At 68.4% G+C, this 13,890-nt stretch carries 10 protein-coding genes; 5 read left to right on the top strand and 5 right to left on the bottom strand.

Going from position 1 to position 13,890, the window contains the following annotated elements; translation table 11 throughout:
* Window positions 1–44: 44 nt before the first annotated feature.
* Together ACUZUJ_RS21130 and baeS are read right to left on the bottom strand one after the other, a co-directional pair.
* Window positions 45–734, bottom strand: coding sequence for a response regulator (locus ACUZUJ_RS21130; RefSeq protein ID WP_049444191.1), 690 nt, complete (start codon window positions 732–734; stop codon window positions 45–47).
* Window positions 731–2,134, bottom strand: coding sequence for a sensor histidine kinase efflux regulator BaeS (gene baeS / locus ACUZUJ_RS21125; protein ID WP_458220524.1), 1,404 nt, complete (start codon window positions 2,132–2,134; stop codon window positions 731–733). Before baeS ends, ACUZUJ_RS21130 begins: the two co-directional genes overlap by 4 nt.
* A gap of 117 nt (window positions 2,135–2,251) precedes the next feature.
* On the opposite strand from baeS, the gene smeA reads away from it, so the two are divergent.
* The 3 genes from smeA to smeC are packed head-to-tail and all read left to right on the top strand — an operon-like array spanning window position 2,252 to window position 8,022.
* The gene (smeA, locus tag ACUZUJ_RS21120; RefSeq protein WP_014038856.1) at window positions 2,252–3,448 is read left to right on the top strand and encodes a multidrug efflux RND transporter periplasmic adaptor subunit SmeA; all 1,197 of its coding nucleotides are present in this window, start codon (window positions 2,252–2,254) and stop codon (window positions 3,446–3,448) included.
* Between the two features lie 12 nt (window positions 3,449–3,460).
* Window positions 3,461–6,610, top strand: coding sequence for a multidrug efflux RND transporter permease subunit SmeB (gene smeB, locus ACUZUJ_RS21115; RefSeq protein WP_458220523.1), 3,150 nt, complete (start codon window positions 3,461–3,463; stop codon window positions 6,608–6,610).
* Complete coding sequence (smeC, locus tag ACUZUJ_RS21110) at window positions 6,607–8,022, top strand: multidrug efflux transporter outer membrane subunit SmeC (RefSeq protein WP_458220522.1); 1,416 nt, start codon at window positions 6,607–6,609, stop codon at window positions 8,020–8,022. Before smeB ends, smeC begins: the two co-directional genes overlap by 4 nt.
* Before the next feature lie 163 nt (window positions 8,023–8,185).
* Here smeC and mnmG read toward each other — a convergent pair whose 3' ends face one another.
* Together mnmG and ACUZUJ_RS21100 are read right to left on the bottom strand one after the other, a co-directional pair.
* Window positions 8,186–10,075: a tRNA uridine-5-carboxymethylaminomethyl(34) synthesis enzyme MnmG gene (mnmG, locus tag ACUZUJ_RS21105; protein WP_458220521.1), complete on the bottom strand. Its 1,890-nt coding sequence runs from the start codon at window positions 10,073–10,075 to the stop codon at window positions 8,186–8,188.
* Between the two features lie 534 nt (window positions 10,076–10,609).
* Window positions 10,610–11,101, bottom strand: coding sequence for a hypothetical protein (locus ACUZUJ_RS21100; protein WP_014038852.1), 492 nt, complete (start codon window positions 11,099–11,101; stop codon window positions 10,610–10,612).
* A 160-nt stretch (window positions 11,102–11,261) separates the two neighbouring features.
* Here ACUZUJ_RS21100 and ACUZUJ_RS21095 point away from each other — a divergent pair, with 160 nt between their 5' ends.
* Together ACUZUJ_RS21095 and ACUZUJ_RS21090 are read left to right on the top strand one after the other, a co-directional pair.
* Entirely contained in the window at window positions 11,262–12,224 is a 963-nt protein-coding gene (locus ACUZUJ_RS21095) for a pyridoxal-phosphate dependent enzyme (RefSeq protein ID WP_458220520.1), read from the top strand.
* The gene (locus ACUZUJ_RS21090; protein WP_014038850.1) at window positions 12,221–12,853 is read left to right on the top strand and encodes a YdcF family protein; all 633 of its coding nucleotides are present in this window, start codon (window positions 12,221–12,223) and stop codon (window positions 12,851–12,853) included. Before ACUZUJ_RS21095 ends, ACUZUJ_RS21090 begins: the two co-directional genes overlap by 4 nt.
* Before the next feature lie 147 nt (window positions 12,854–13,000).
* Here the strand turns inward: ACUZUJ_RS21090 and bioC are convergent, their stop codons facing one another.
* Window positions 13,001–13,885, bottom strand: coding sequence for a malonyl-ACP O-methyltransferase BioC (gene bioC / locus ACUZUJ_RS21085; protein WP_049444172.1), 885 nt, complete (start codon window positions 13,883–13,885; stop codon window positions 13,001–13,003).
* Between the last annotated feature and the right edge of the window lie 5 nt (window positions 13,886–13,890).

Here is a 13,890-nt window from a genome sequence, read left to right as displayed (position 1 = left end):
CAGCTGGAATTCTGCGGTTGCCCGCCAGCGGCCGGCACGACCGGTTAGGGTTCGTAGCTGTAGCCCATCCCGTATACCGAACGGATCGGCTCGCCTTCCATGCCGGCGTCGGCCAGCTTGCGGCGCAGGTTGCGCACATGGCTGTCGACGGTGCGGTCGACCACCACGCGGTGGTCCAGATAGAGGCGGTCAAGCAGTTCGTCGCGTGCCCAGATCCGGCCTGGCGTGGCCAGCAGGGTGCGCAGCAGGCGGTATTCCACCGGCGTCAGGTCCAGGCCCTTGCCGTTCCAGGTGGCGCGTGCCGCCGGTTCGTCGATGTGCAGCCCGCTGTTGGCGCGTGCAGCGGGGTCCGGGCGATAGCGGCGCAGTACCGCCACCACCCGCGCGACCACTTCGCGCGGGCTGAACGGCTTGCAGATGTAGTCGTCGGCACCGATGTCCAGACCGAGCAGGCGATCGATCTCTTCCACCCGCGCGGTGACCATGATCACCGGCACGTCGCTGCTGGCGCGCAGTTCGCGGCACAGGTCCACGCCATCGCGTTGCGGCAGCATCAGGTCCAGCAGCACCAGGTCGGGCTGGTAGCGCGTGAACGCGTCGATCACCAGGCCGCCATCATCCACCCATTCGCTGGTCATGCCGGCGGCGGCCAGGTAGTCACGCAGCACCGAGGCCAGGCGTGGCTCGTCCTCGACGATCAGGATCTTCGCGGACGTGGCGGCGGACGTGCTCATGCAGACTCCGGCAGGGTGATGACCACGCGCAGCCCGCCCAGTGGCGAGGGTTCGGCGTGGATGTGGCCGTGGTGGGCGAGGATGATGTTGTGGCTGATGGCCAGGCCCAGCCCGCTGCCGCCGCTGGCACGGTTGCGCGAACTCTCCACCCGGTAGAAGCGCTCGAACAGCAGCGCGCATTTGTCGGCCGGCACGCCCGGCGCGGTGTTTTCCACGATCAGCTGCACGCCGGAAGGTACGCGCGCGGCCTGCACACGTACGCGGCCGCCGGTATGGGTATAGCGCAGCGCATTTTCCAGCAGGTTGGCCAGGACCTGCTGCAGGCGCCGTTCGTCGCCGGATACCTGCAGTGGCGTCGCGGGCAGCGCTTCTTCCAGGGCCAGCCCCGCCGCGGAGAAGCGTACGCGCATGCCATTGAGCTCGCTGCGCAGCAATGCCACCAGGTCCAGCGGGGCGAAGCGGTAGGCCAGGCCCCCGGACTGGGTCATCGACAGGTCGTGCAGGTCGTCGATCAGTTTGCCCAGCTGGCGGATCTCGCCCTGCAGGGCACCGAGATTGGCGCGGTCCAGCGGGCGGATGCCGTCTTCGATCGCCTCCAGTTCGGCGCGCACCACCGCCAGCGGCGTGCGCAGTTCGTGCGAGATGTCGGCGATGAAGGCGCGGCGGTTGCGCTCGGTGTCGTCCAGCGCCTGTGCCATCCGGTTGAAGTCGTTGACCAGTGCATCGAGCTCGTCATCGCTGGTGCGCTCGATGCGGGTGGCGTAGTCGCCAGCGGCGAGCCGGTGGGTGGCGGCGGCCAGCTTGGCCAGGCGCTGGCGCAGCGCGCGCGACACCAGCCAGGCCAGCAATACCGTCACCAGCAGCAGCGAGATGCCGATCACCCACCATGCGCGCATCTGGGTGTTGTAGAAATTCAGGTCATTGGTGGCGATGACGGTCTGGAACGGCACCATGCCCAGCCAGCCGACGGTGTGCCCATCCAGCAGCACCGGATGCGGATCATCATCACTGGTGGCATCGGGATTGCCGGCCACGAACCGATGCTGCGCATCGAACAGGCCGAGCCGCGAGGGAACGCCGGTCTGGTCGGACAGCGGCGGCACCGGGCCTTCGTGCCCATGGGCCAGGTCCGGGCGCAGCAGCCGCGCCCAGCGGTCACTGTCACCGCGCAGATGCTCCCAGCCGCCGTGTGCGCTGTACTCGCGCTGCAGGTGCGGCATCAGGCGCTGCATGCGCAGGTCGCCCTGGTCGTTGAGGTAGTCCAGGAAGCCGGTCTGGAACGCCACGCGGCTGGCAATGCCGTTCACTGCCAGCACCAGCAGGCAGGCGGTGAAGATCGCGAGGAAGGTCTTCGCGGTCAGGCCGAATTTGAGTCGAATCTTCGCCATCGCGGGGGCCATTAGCGGCGCATGCGGCGCCGAAAGCAAGCGCCAGCTGAGCCGGTCGCACAATCTCCATATTCTCTGCACAGTTTCACGGCAGCGTGCGAGGGTCAACGAAAGGCCCCCACGCCCCCCATGTCACTCCTGCGTCCGCTGTCCCGCTCCCCCCGTCCGCTGTTGTTGCCCCTGCTGCTGGCCCTGGCGGCCTGCTCGGCGGGCCGGACCGAGGCCCCGGCCACCCCCGAAGTGGGCGTCATCACCGCCAGCGCGCAGCCGCTGGCACTGCAGCAGACCCTGCCCGGCCGGGCGGTACCGTTCGAGGTATCCGAGGTGCGGCCGCAGATCGGTGGGCTGATCCGCCAGCGGTTGTTCACCGAAGGCCAGCAGGTCAAGGCCGGCCAGCTGCTGTACCAGGTCGATCCGGCGCCGTACCAGGCCGCCTTCGATACCGCGCGTGGCCAGCTGGCGCAGGCCGAGGCCACCGTGCTGTCGGCGCAGCCGAAGGCCGAGCGCACCCGCACGCTGCTGGGCATGGACGCAGCCAGCAAGCAGGACGCCGACGATGCCACCTCGGCACTGAAGCAGGCCCAGGCCAATGTGATCGCCGCGCGCGCTGCGCTGCAGGCCGCCCGCATCAACCTCGACTACACCCGGGTGACCGCACCGATCGAGGGCCGCATCGGTACCTCCAGCGTCACCGCCGGCGCGCTTGTTGCTGCCGGCCAGGACGCGGCGCTGGCGACCATCCAGCGGTTGGACCCGGTCTATCTGGACGTCACCCAGTCCAGCACGCAGATGCTGGCGCTGCGCAAGCAGCTCGATGCCGGCCTGGTGAAGGCCATCGATGGCAAGGCGCAGGTGAAGGTGCTGCTGGAGGACGGCAGCACCTATGCCCATGAAGGCACGCTGGAGTTCGTAGGCAGCGCGGTCGATCCGGGCACCGGCAACGTGGTGCTGCGCGCGGTCATTCCGAACCCGGACGGCCTGCTGCTGCCGGGCATGTACCTGAAGGCGGTGCTGCCGATGGCCACCGATGCGCGCGCGCTGCTGGTGCCGCAGAAGGCGGTGGTGCGCAATGAACGTGGCGAGCCGCTGCTGCGCCTGCTCGACGCAAAGGATCGCGTGGTCGAGCGGCGGGTCAGCACCGGCCAGGTGGTGGGCAACCAGTGGCAGATCACGCAGGGCCTGAAGGCCGGCGAGCGGGTGATCGTCAGCAACGGCAGTGCGGTTTCGCTCGGCCAGCAGGTGAAGGCGGTGGCGGCCACCACCGCACAGCTGGCAGCAATGCCGGCGATCGACCCGAACGGCAACACCGACGAAAAGTCGCACTGAGGCCTGCCGCGCATGGTTCGTTTCTTCATCGACCGGCCGATCTTTGCCTGGGTGATCGCCATCGCGGTCAGCCTGCTCGGCCTGCTCGCGATCCTGATCCTGCCGGTGGACCGCTACCCGCAGATCGCCCCGCCCACCATCACCATCCGCGCCACCTACACCGGTGCCTCGTCGCAGACCGTGGAAAACGCGGTCACCCAGGTCATCGAGCAGTCCCAGCAGAGCCTGGACCACCTGATGTACATGACCTCCACCAGTGCCTCCGATGGCTCGGCGCAGGTCAACCTGGTGTTCGCCACCGGCACCAACCCGGACACTGCGCAGGTGCAGGTACAGAACCAGCTGCAGGCGGCCATGGCGACGTTGCCGCAGGCGGTGCAGCAGAACGGCCTGACCATCACCAAGTCCAGTGGTTCGATCTTCGAGGTGCTGTCGTTCACCAGCGAAGACGGCAGCATGGACAACTTCGATGTCGCCAACTTCATGGAAGCGCGCATTGACGACCAGATCAGCCGTGTCAGCGGCGTCGGCAACATCCAGCCGATCGGCCAGGAATACGCCATGCGTATCTGGCTGGATCCGGAAAAGATGCGCCAGTACGCACTGATGCCGTCGGACGTCGAGACCGCACTGCAGGCGCAGAACACCGACGTGTCGGCCGGTGAACTCGGTGGCCAGCCGGCGCTGAAGGGCCAGCAGCTGGATGCCACCGTGACCGCGCGCAGCCGCCTGCACACCCCCGAGCAGTTCGCGCAGGTGGTGCTCAAGGCCGATGCCAATGGCAGCGTGGTGCACCTGGACGACGTGGCGACGATCGGCCTGGGGCCTGAGAGCTACGACAGCATCAGCACCTTCAACGGCAAGCCGTCGGCCTCGCTGGGCATCGAGCTCAATGCCGGTGCGAACGCCATCGCCGTGTCCAAGGCCATCGATGCACGGCTTCAGCAGCTGCAGAAGTACTGGCCGCATGGCTACACGGCCCACGTGGCATTCACCACCACGCCGTTCGTGACCATCTCGCTGAAGGAAGTAGTGATCACCCTGATCGAGGCGATCGCGCTGGTCGTGCTGGTGATGTACCTGTTCCTGCAGAACTGGCGGGCCACGTTGATCCCGACCATCGCGGTGCCGGTGGTGCTGCTGGGCACGTTCGGCGTGCTGGCGGCCTTCGGCTATTCGATCAACACGCTGACCATGTTCGCGCTGGTGCTGGCCATCGGCCTGCTGGTGGACGATGCCATCGTGGTCGTGGAGAACGTGGAGCGGGTGATGACCTTCGAAGGGCTGGCACCGAAGCCGGCCACGCTGAAGGCGATGGGCCAGATCACCGGCGCGCTGGTCGGCATCGTGCTGGTGCTCACCGCAGTGTTCCTGCCGATGGCGTTCTTCAGCGGTGTCACCGGCGTGATCTATCGCCAGTTCTCGGTGACGATCGCCGCGGCGATGATCCTGTCGGTGCTGGTGGCGATGACCATCACCCCGGCGCTGTGCGGCAGCATCCTGCACCAGATTCCCAAGGGCGGCCACCCGCATGGTGACCACGGCGGCGAGCCGAGCCTGCTGGGCAAGTTCTTCATCTGGTTCAACCACCGCTTCGAGCGCACCTCCAACGGCCTGCGCCATCGCGTGGATGGTTTCCTTGGCCGGCGCACGCTGGGCGTACTGTTCTACCTGGTGCTGAGCGTGGCCACCGGCCTGCTGCTGTGGCACCTGCCCGGCGCATTCCTGCCCGATGAGGACCAGGGCATGCTCAACGCGCTGGTGAAGCTGCCAGCCGGCTCCACCCTGGAGCAGACCCGTGCAGTGATGGATCGCCTCAGTGCCGCTGCGGTGAAGGACGACAGCGTGCTCTCGATCCAGGCCACCGCTGGTTTCAGTGTCACCGGCAGCGGCCAGAACGTCGGCCAGGCCTTCATCCGGCTGAAGGACTGGGATGACCGCAAGGACGATGCCGATACCATCGCCGCGCGCTTGACCGCGGCCATGGCCAGCGTGCCCGATGCGCAGGTATTCATCACCTCGCCACCGGCCATTCTTGGCCTGGGCGATGCGGGCGGTTTCACCCTGGAACTGCAGGACGAAGGCGGTGCCGGCCATGCCGCCGCCGTGGCCGCGCGCAACACGCTGCTGAAGGAGGCGGCCAAGGATCCGAAGCTGGTCAACGTGCGTTATGCCAGCCTGGAAGACGCGCCAGTGTACGCGGTGAAGGTGGACGACGCGAAGGCACAGGCCATGGGCGTGAATCCGCAGGACATCAATGACACCTTGAACGCGGCGTTGGGCGGCGACTTCGTCAACAACTTCATCTACAAGGGCCGCATCAAGAAGGTGTTCATCCAGGGCACCGCTGAAGCGCGCATGCAGCCGCAGGACATCGAGCGCTGGAGCGTGCGCAACCAGGCTGGGCAGATGGTGCCGCTGTCGTCGCTGGTCAGCGCCCACTGGACCAGCGCGCCGGCCGCACTGCAGCGCTACAACGGCGTATCGGCGATGGAAATCACCGGCCAGCCGGCGCCGGGCGTCAGCTCCGGTGAAGCGATGGCCGAGATCGCGCGCCTGGCCGACACACTGCCGGAAGGCTTCAGCCATGCCTGGTCGGACATGGCCTACCAGGAACAGCTGTCGGGCAATCAGGCGCCGATGCTGTACGCCATCTCGCTGCTGTTCGTGTTCCTGTGCCTGGCCGCGCTGTATGAAAGCTGGGCGGTGCCGTTCGCGGTGATGCTGGCGGTGCCGGTGGGCGTGTTCGGTGCCGTGCTGATGATGAACCTGCGTGGCCTCAACAACGACGTGTACTTCCAGGTCGGCCTGTTGACCACGATTGGTCTGGCCGCGAAGAACGGCATCCTGATCGTCGAGTTCGCGCGCATCCTCGAACAGCAGGGCAAGCGCACCCGCGAAGCGATCCTGCAGGCGGTCTATCTGCGGCTGCGCCCGATCGTGATGACCTCGCTGGCGTTCCTGATGGGCGTGCTGCCGCTGGTGTTCGCCACCGGCGCCGGTTCGGCCGCGCGCCGTTCGCTGGGTACTGGCGTGGCCGGTGGTACGGTCGCCTCGATGGTGCTGGGCATGTTCTTCGTGCCGTTGTTCTACCTGCTGGTGCGCCGCCTGTTCCCGGGCCGCGCACCGGCCGAAGCCACTGCCACGGAGGCAAGTCCATGAAGCCGATGCTGCTGCGCGCCCTGGCGGCCGCAACGATGACCACCGTGCTGGGCGGCTGCGTGAGCATGGCACCGCACTACCAGCGCCCCGAGGCACCGGTGCCGGCGCAGTTCGGCAATGCCGCCACCGGCGAGGCCGGGCCGGCACTGGCGATGCCGGCCTGGCGCGAGGTGTTCCTGGAACCGCGCCTGCAGCAGGTGATCGCGCTGGCGCTGCAGAACAACCGCGACCTGCGCGTGGCGGTGCTGCAGGTGGAGAAGGAACGCGCGCAGTACCGCATCCAGCGCGCGGCGCTGCTGCCGTCGGTGGATGCCAGCGGCAGTGTCACCCGCGCGCGGGTGAGTGATGCCAACAGCGAGATCGGCGTCAGCCAGGTGACCGAATCCGATGCCGTGCAGGTGGGTATCAGCAGCTGGGAGCTGGAACTGTTCGGGCGCATCCGCAGCCTGAAGAACGAGGCCCTGCAGAACTGGCTGGCCAGCGCCGAGAACCAGCGCGCCGCGCGCACCAGCCTGGTGGCCGAAGTGGCCACGGCGTGGCTGGCGCTGGCGGCGGACGAGCAGTCGCTGGCGTTCACCCGGCAGACCCTGGACAGCCAGCAGCAGACCCTGCGGCGCACCGAGGCCCGCCACGCACAAGGTCTGGCCTCGGGACTGGACCTGTCGCAGGTGCAGACCAGCGTGGAAGCCGCGCGCGCTGCGCTGGCCAGGCTGCAGACCCAGCAGGCGCAGGATCGTGATGCGCTGCAGTTGCTGGTGGGTGCGCCGCTGGACGCGGCATTGCTGCCGAGCGCGCAGGCACTGGACGGCACCGTGGCGTTGGCGCCGTTGCCGGCCAACCTGCCGTCAAGCGTGCTGCTGCAGCGCCCGGACGTGCTGACTGCCGAACACGCGTTGCAGGCGGCCAATGCCGATATCGGTGCGGCGCGCGCCGCGTTCTTCCCGACGCTGACGCTGACCGCGAACTACGGCCACAGCTCCACCGCGTTGTCGACGCTGTTCTCGGCCGGCACCCGCGGCTGGTCGTTCGCGCCCAGCATCACCGCGCCGATCTTCCACGCCGGCGCGCTGAAGGCCTCGCTGGATGCCTCGAAGATCGGCAAGGACATCGGCGTCGCCCAGTACGAGAAGGCGATCCAGCAGGCCTTCAGTGAAGTGGCCGATGCCCTCGCCACGCGCGATCACCTGGCCACGCAGATGGACGCCCAGCGTGCACTGGTCGCCGCCAGCCAGCGCAGCTACACGCTGGCCGATGCGCGTTACCGCACCGGGCTGGACGGCTATCTGCAGGCACTGGATGCGCAGCGCAGCCTGTTTGCCGCGCAGCAGGACCTGATCGCCCTGCAGCAGCAGGAGGCGGGCAACCGGGTGACGTTGTTCAAGGTGCTGGGCGGTGGCGCGGACGCACGGTAACGCGCCCGCCAATGTGTATATGTCTTCCGCTCCGGTGGGTGCCGACCTTGGTCGGCACGGAAGCATGCGATCAGATGATTCGTGCCGACCAAGGTCGGCACCCACCAGGGCAGAGTCATGTGCCGACCAGGGGCGGCACCCACCAGAAGCAGATTCGACCGCGTTACGCCACGCGGCCGCGGCGCGCCCGCTCCAGGTGCACCAGCAGCAGCGAGATTGCCGCCGGGGTCATGCCCGGGATGCGCTGCGCCTGGCCGATGGTCTGCGGGCGCACGCGCTCCAGCTTCTGCAGCGCTTCGGCCGACAGCCCGCGCACCGTCGCGTAGTCGAAGGCTTCAGCGATCGGTGTGGCTTCATGCCGCTGCTGGCGCTCGATCTCCTCGCGCTGGCGGTCCAGGTAGCCGGCGTACTTCACGCCGATCTCCACCTGCTCGGCCACCTTGCCGTCGGCCACGGCCGGGCCCAGCGACGGCACCTGCATCAGCTGCGCGTAATCCAGCTCGGGGCGCTTGATCAGGTCCAGCACGTTGGTTTCGCGACTGACCGCCACGCCCAGCGTGTCCTGCACCTCGCGGCCCAGCGCATTGGCCGGGGTTGCCCACAGTGCGCCCAGGCGTGCGCGCTCGGCGGCGACCGCGGCCTGCTTGGTCTCGAACGCGTTCCAGCGGCGGTCATCCACCAGGCCCATCTCGCGGCCGGCCGGGGTCAGGCGCTGGTCGGCATTGTCCTCGCGCAGCTGCAGGCGGTACTCGGCGCGGCTGGTGAACATGCGGTACGGCTCGTTGGTGCCGTGGGTGATCAGATCATCCACCAGCACGCCGAGGTACGCCTCGTCGCGGCGCGGGCACCAGCTGTCCAGCCCGCGCACCTGGCGCGCGGCGTTGAGGCCGGCCAGCAGGCCCTGCGCGGCGGCTTCTTCATAGCCGGTGGTGCCGTTGATCTGGCCGGCGAAGAACAGGCCGTTGACCAGCTTGGTTTCCAGCGAGGCCTTCAGCCCGCGCGGGTCGAAGAAGTCGTACTCGATCGCGTAGCCGGGGCGGGTGATGTGCGCGTTCTCGAAGCCGCGGATGCTGCGCACCATCTCCAGCTGCACGTCGAACGGCAGCGAGGTGGAGATGCCGTTGGGGTAGATCTCGACGATGCCCAGGCCTTCGGGTTCGACGAAGATCTGGTGGCTGGCCTTCTCGGCAAAGCGCACCACCTTGTCTTCGATGGACGGGCAGTAGCGCGGGCCGATGCCTTCGATCTGGCCGCTGTACAGCGGCGAGCGGTGCAGCGCGTCGCGGATGATCTGGTGGGTCTGTTCGGTGGTGTGGGTGATCCAGCAGCTGACCTGCTGCGGATGCTCGTCCACCGAGCCGAGGAAGGACATCACCGGCCGCGGTGTGTCGCCGGGCTGCTCGTCCATCACACTGTAGTCCAGCGAGCGGCCATCGATGCGCGGCGGCGTGCCGGTCTTCAGGCGGTCGACCTGGAACGGGCGCTCGCGCAGGCGCGCCGCCAGCGTGGTGGCCGGCGGATCGCCCATGCGGCCGGCGGCGTACTGGGTCGGGCCGACGTGGATCTTGCCGGCCAGGAACGTGCCGGCCGTCAGCACTACGGCCTCGGCGTCGAAGCGCAGCCCGGTCTGGGTGATCACCCCACGCACGGCGTCGCCTTCGATGACCAGGTCATCGACCGCCGCCTGGAACACGGTCAGGTTGGCCTGGCCTTCGACGATGGCGCGGATCGCCATGCGGTACAGGTTGCGGTCGGCCTGGCAGCGGGTGGCGCGCACAGCCGGGCCCTTGGAGGCGTTGAGCGTGCGCCACTGGATACCGGCGCGGTCGGCGGCATGCGCCATCGCACCGCCCAGGGCGTCGATTTCCTTGACCAGGTGGCCCTTGCCGATGCCGCCGATGGCCGGGTTGCAGCTCATTGCGCCCACCGTCTCGATGTTGTGGGTCAGCAGCAGGGTGCGCACGCCGGTACGGGCCGCGGCCAGCGCGGCTTCGGTGCCGGCGTGGCCACCGCCGATGACGATGACGTCGTAACGATGGAAGGACGGGTTCATGGGGGCTGTTCAGCTGGGGGCGGGCGCGGACCGGGGGCGGCGCCGGGGTGGCGATTTTAGCGCCATTCGGGGCCGGGACGTCGGTGCCGGCCGGCCGGCGTCGAAATCAGCCCTAAAGTTGGCAGGATTTTTGCAGATAACCCAATAGCACCCACCGTGGCTGGCGCCGTAGGCGCCCGTGACCGGAATTGGAACAGGGGCCGGTACAGGCGCACGGTGGGGGAGCAGAGGGCCGGCAGTCGGGGGACTGTCCGGCCCTGTTTTTTGGGGCTGTCGGGAAGGCCCCATCCACGCATGGCGTGGATCTACTGATGCTGGGGCTCTCGCCGAAAACAAACGACCCCGCATTGCGGGGCCGTCTGCCTTCAGAGGTGCCGACATCCGACAGGGCCGGAACAGGGGGGATCCAGATGTTCCTGTCGGATATCGACGTAGAGCTTTTTGCGGCGGCCCGTGTCGTTTTTGTCACTTTGTGACGCGGGCCGTCACTGGTCCCGTAGAGTGCGGCTTGGACCGTGTGAAATGCAAGACGGTTCAGCGCTCAACTGTGCGCTGCGTCCCACGATCCATGTTGCGCCAGGGGGAACCGTTCATCCTTGGCGCACTGGGCGCCGGGGCCGGACGGGCCTGCGGCGGAGGCGCCGACGGCTGGATGTTCGACTGCGGCGGGCGACGCATCGAGTCCATGTTCCGCCACGGCGAACCGCCGTTGTACGACGGCCGCGACGGCGGCGGCGGACGGTTCTCGCCACCATTGCCGGGCGGGCGCGGCGGCGGGCGGTGGTTGTGCGGCGGGCGGTAGACCGGGCGCGAGTAGTACGGATTGCCATAGCCGCCGTAGTAGCCGCCATAGCCGCCGTAGTACGGGTAGCCGTAGTTGTAGGGATAGCCGGCCGGGTAGCGGTATTCCACCGACGGCGCACCGTGGTAGTAGCTGCCGCTGCGGCCACCGCCGACGTAGTCGTAGGTGGTGCAGCCGGTCAGGGCCAGCATCAGGCCACCGGCAAGCATCAGGCGCGTTTTCATGGTGGGTCCCCCCAGAGGACGGGTTGTGCAGTCAGCTTCGTGCGCAGGCGTTGAATCGGCCCTTAACTTCACTGGCCAGGATGAATGGAGGTGAAGGCCCTCATGCTGGCATGACCTGTGCCGGGGTCGCCAGCGTGGAGCCATACGTTAATCTTGCGTCATGAGCGATTCACTGTTGCCCCGTGCCGACGATGTCCTGGTTGCCGCCGCGCGGATCGCGCCGCACGCCAGCGTGACCCCGGTGCTGCGCTCGCGCACGCTTGATGCGCTGGCCGGCGCGCAGCTGGCGTTCAAGGCCGAACACCTGCAGCGCGGCGGCGCATTCAAGTTCCGTGGTGCCTGCAACGCGGTGTGGTCGCTGGATGCCGATCGCGCCCGTGCCGGCGTGGTCACCCATTCCTCCGGCAACCACGGCGCTGCCCTGGCCCTGGCCGCGCGCACCCGTGGCATCCCCTGCCACGTGGTGGTGCCCGAAGGTGCGGTGGCGGCCAAGCTGGCCAACATCGCCCGGCACGGTGCCACCCTCTGGCGCTGCCCGCCGACCATCGCCGACCGTGAGGCTACCTGCGCCAAGGTGCAGGCCGATACCGGCGCGACCCTGGTCCATCCGTATGCGGACCCGGCGGTGATGGCCGGACAGGGCACCGCGGCGCTGGAACTGCTGCACAGCGACGGCCCGTTCGATGTGCTGGTGGTGCCGGTGGGGGGCGGTGGCCTGGCCAGCGGTACCGCGCTGGCCCTGCAGTACGCCAGCCCGCAGACCCGGCTGGTGCTGGCCGAACCGGCCGGTGCCGATGACACCGCACGCTCGCTGGCCGCAGGCGAGCGCCAGGCGGCTTTCACCCCGGACACGATCTGCGATGGCCTGCGTACCCTGATCGGCGCCCCCAACTTCGCGCTGCTGCGTGCGGCCGGCGCCGAGGTGATCGTGGTCGACGACGCCGCCACCACGGCCGCGATGCGCCTGCTGTGGGAGGTGCTCAAGCAGGTGGTCGAACCGTCCTCGGCCACCGTGCTGGCTGCGGTGCTGGCACAGCCGCAGCAGTTCGCCGGCCTGCGCGTGGGCCTGGTGCTGTCCGGTGGCAATGTCGACCTGCCCGCGCTGCGCTGGGGGGCGCCTTGAGCCGCGACCGGCACCGGCATCGCACCGGCCTGCTGGGCTGGCTGTGGCGGCTGTTCGTGCTGCTGGTGATCTGGCTGCTGGGGGTGACCGCCTGGATCGTCTGGGTGGGTGAGCGTGATCAGGCGGCCAAGGCCGACGCGATCATCGTGCTCGGCGCGGCGGCCTATGACGCCAAGCCGTCGCCGGTGTTCGAAGAACGCATCCGCCATGGCCTGGATCTCTATGAGGCCCAGTACGCGCCACTGTTGATCTTCACTGGTGGCTATGGCGGCACCGGCGCGCGCTTTTCCGAATCGCAGGTGGCGCGGCGTTATGCGCTCAAGCATGGCGTGCCGGACGACGCGATCCTGATCGAGACCGCCTCGCGCAACACCGTGCAGAACCTGGTCGAAGCCAAGCGGCTGATGGACCAGCGCGACCTGCACCGGGTGATCATCGTCAGCGACCCGCTGCACATGGCGCGCGCGCTGCGCCTGAGCAAGGCGCTGGGCATCGATGCGCTGGCTTCGTCCACGCCCAGCACGCGCTTCCGCAGCTTCCACACCAGCTGGCGCTTCCTGGTGCAGGAAATCTATTTCTTCCACCGCGACCTGGTGCGCCCGCCGCTGAGTTCGCCGGCCAATACCTGATTGGTTGCAGTCGGTAGTGCCGGCCGCTGGCCGGCAACCTCATGATTCCATGGTGGACATCTGCCGGCCAGCGGCCGGCACTACCGGATGATCGGTAGAGGCCAACCAAGGTTGGCACCCGCCAGAAGCAGGCGCGCGGTCGCGCGATCAGGTCTGCTTGCGCCGGATCGGAATCGCCGACACCGGTACCGATGCCACGTCATGCCCGCCTTCGCGGATCGGTGCGCCCGGGTCCGGTGCCCAGGCGTGGGCATAGATCACTTCCCAGCTGCTGGGCAGCTTGCCGTCGGCGCGCCGCATCGGTTCATACGCTGCTGCCGCAGCGGCGAAACGGCCACGCCCGGTCAGCGTGTGGCGGCGGTCCACCCGCGCATTGGTCGCGCCCATCGCGCGCAGCTCGCGCATCAGCGAGGGCAGGTCGTCGTAGGTCAGGGTGAACAGATCGCGGTCCAGCACCGGGTCGCGGAAGCCGGCCATCATCAGCGCATCGCCGAACTGGGCGATCTGCGCGAAGCGGCTGACGTGCGGGCGGTCATCGGCGGCCGCGAAGGCTTCGTTGAGTTCGACCAGCGTGTCCGGGCCGAAGGTGGAGCACAACAGCAGGCCACCGGGCTTGAGCACGCGACGGAACCCGGCGAACACTGCCGGCAGGTCGTCCACCCACTGCAGGCACAGGTTGCTGAAGATCACGTCCACGCTGTTGTCGGCCAGCGGCAGCGCGGCGGCGTCGCCGCACAGGCGCTGGAACGGCTTCCACCAGCCAGCCTGGCGCTTGGCCTGGTCCAGCATCGGCAGCGCCACGTCCAGCGCGATCACCTGCGCCTTCGGCCAGCGCTTCTTCATCAGTGCACTGGCGTGGCCGGTGCCGGCACCGATGTCCAGCACCACCTCCGGCTTGCGTGCCTCCAGGTAGTCCAGCGATTCGATCAGCCGCGCCTGCACCTCGCGCTGCAGGGCGGCGGCGGCGTCATAGCTGTTGGCGGCGCGGGCGAACGCGCGGCGGACATGGCGGGCATCGAAGTGGGACGGCATTGCGA

The organism is Stenotrophomonas sp. S4 (assembly GCF_054187805.2).
Note: the sequence above shows the minus strand (reverse complement) of the source record. Positions and strands in the feature narration are given on the sequence as shown.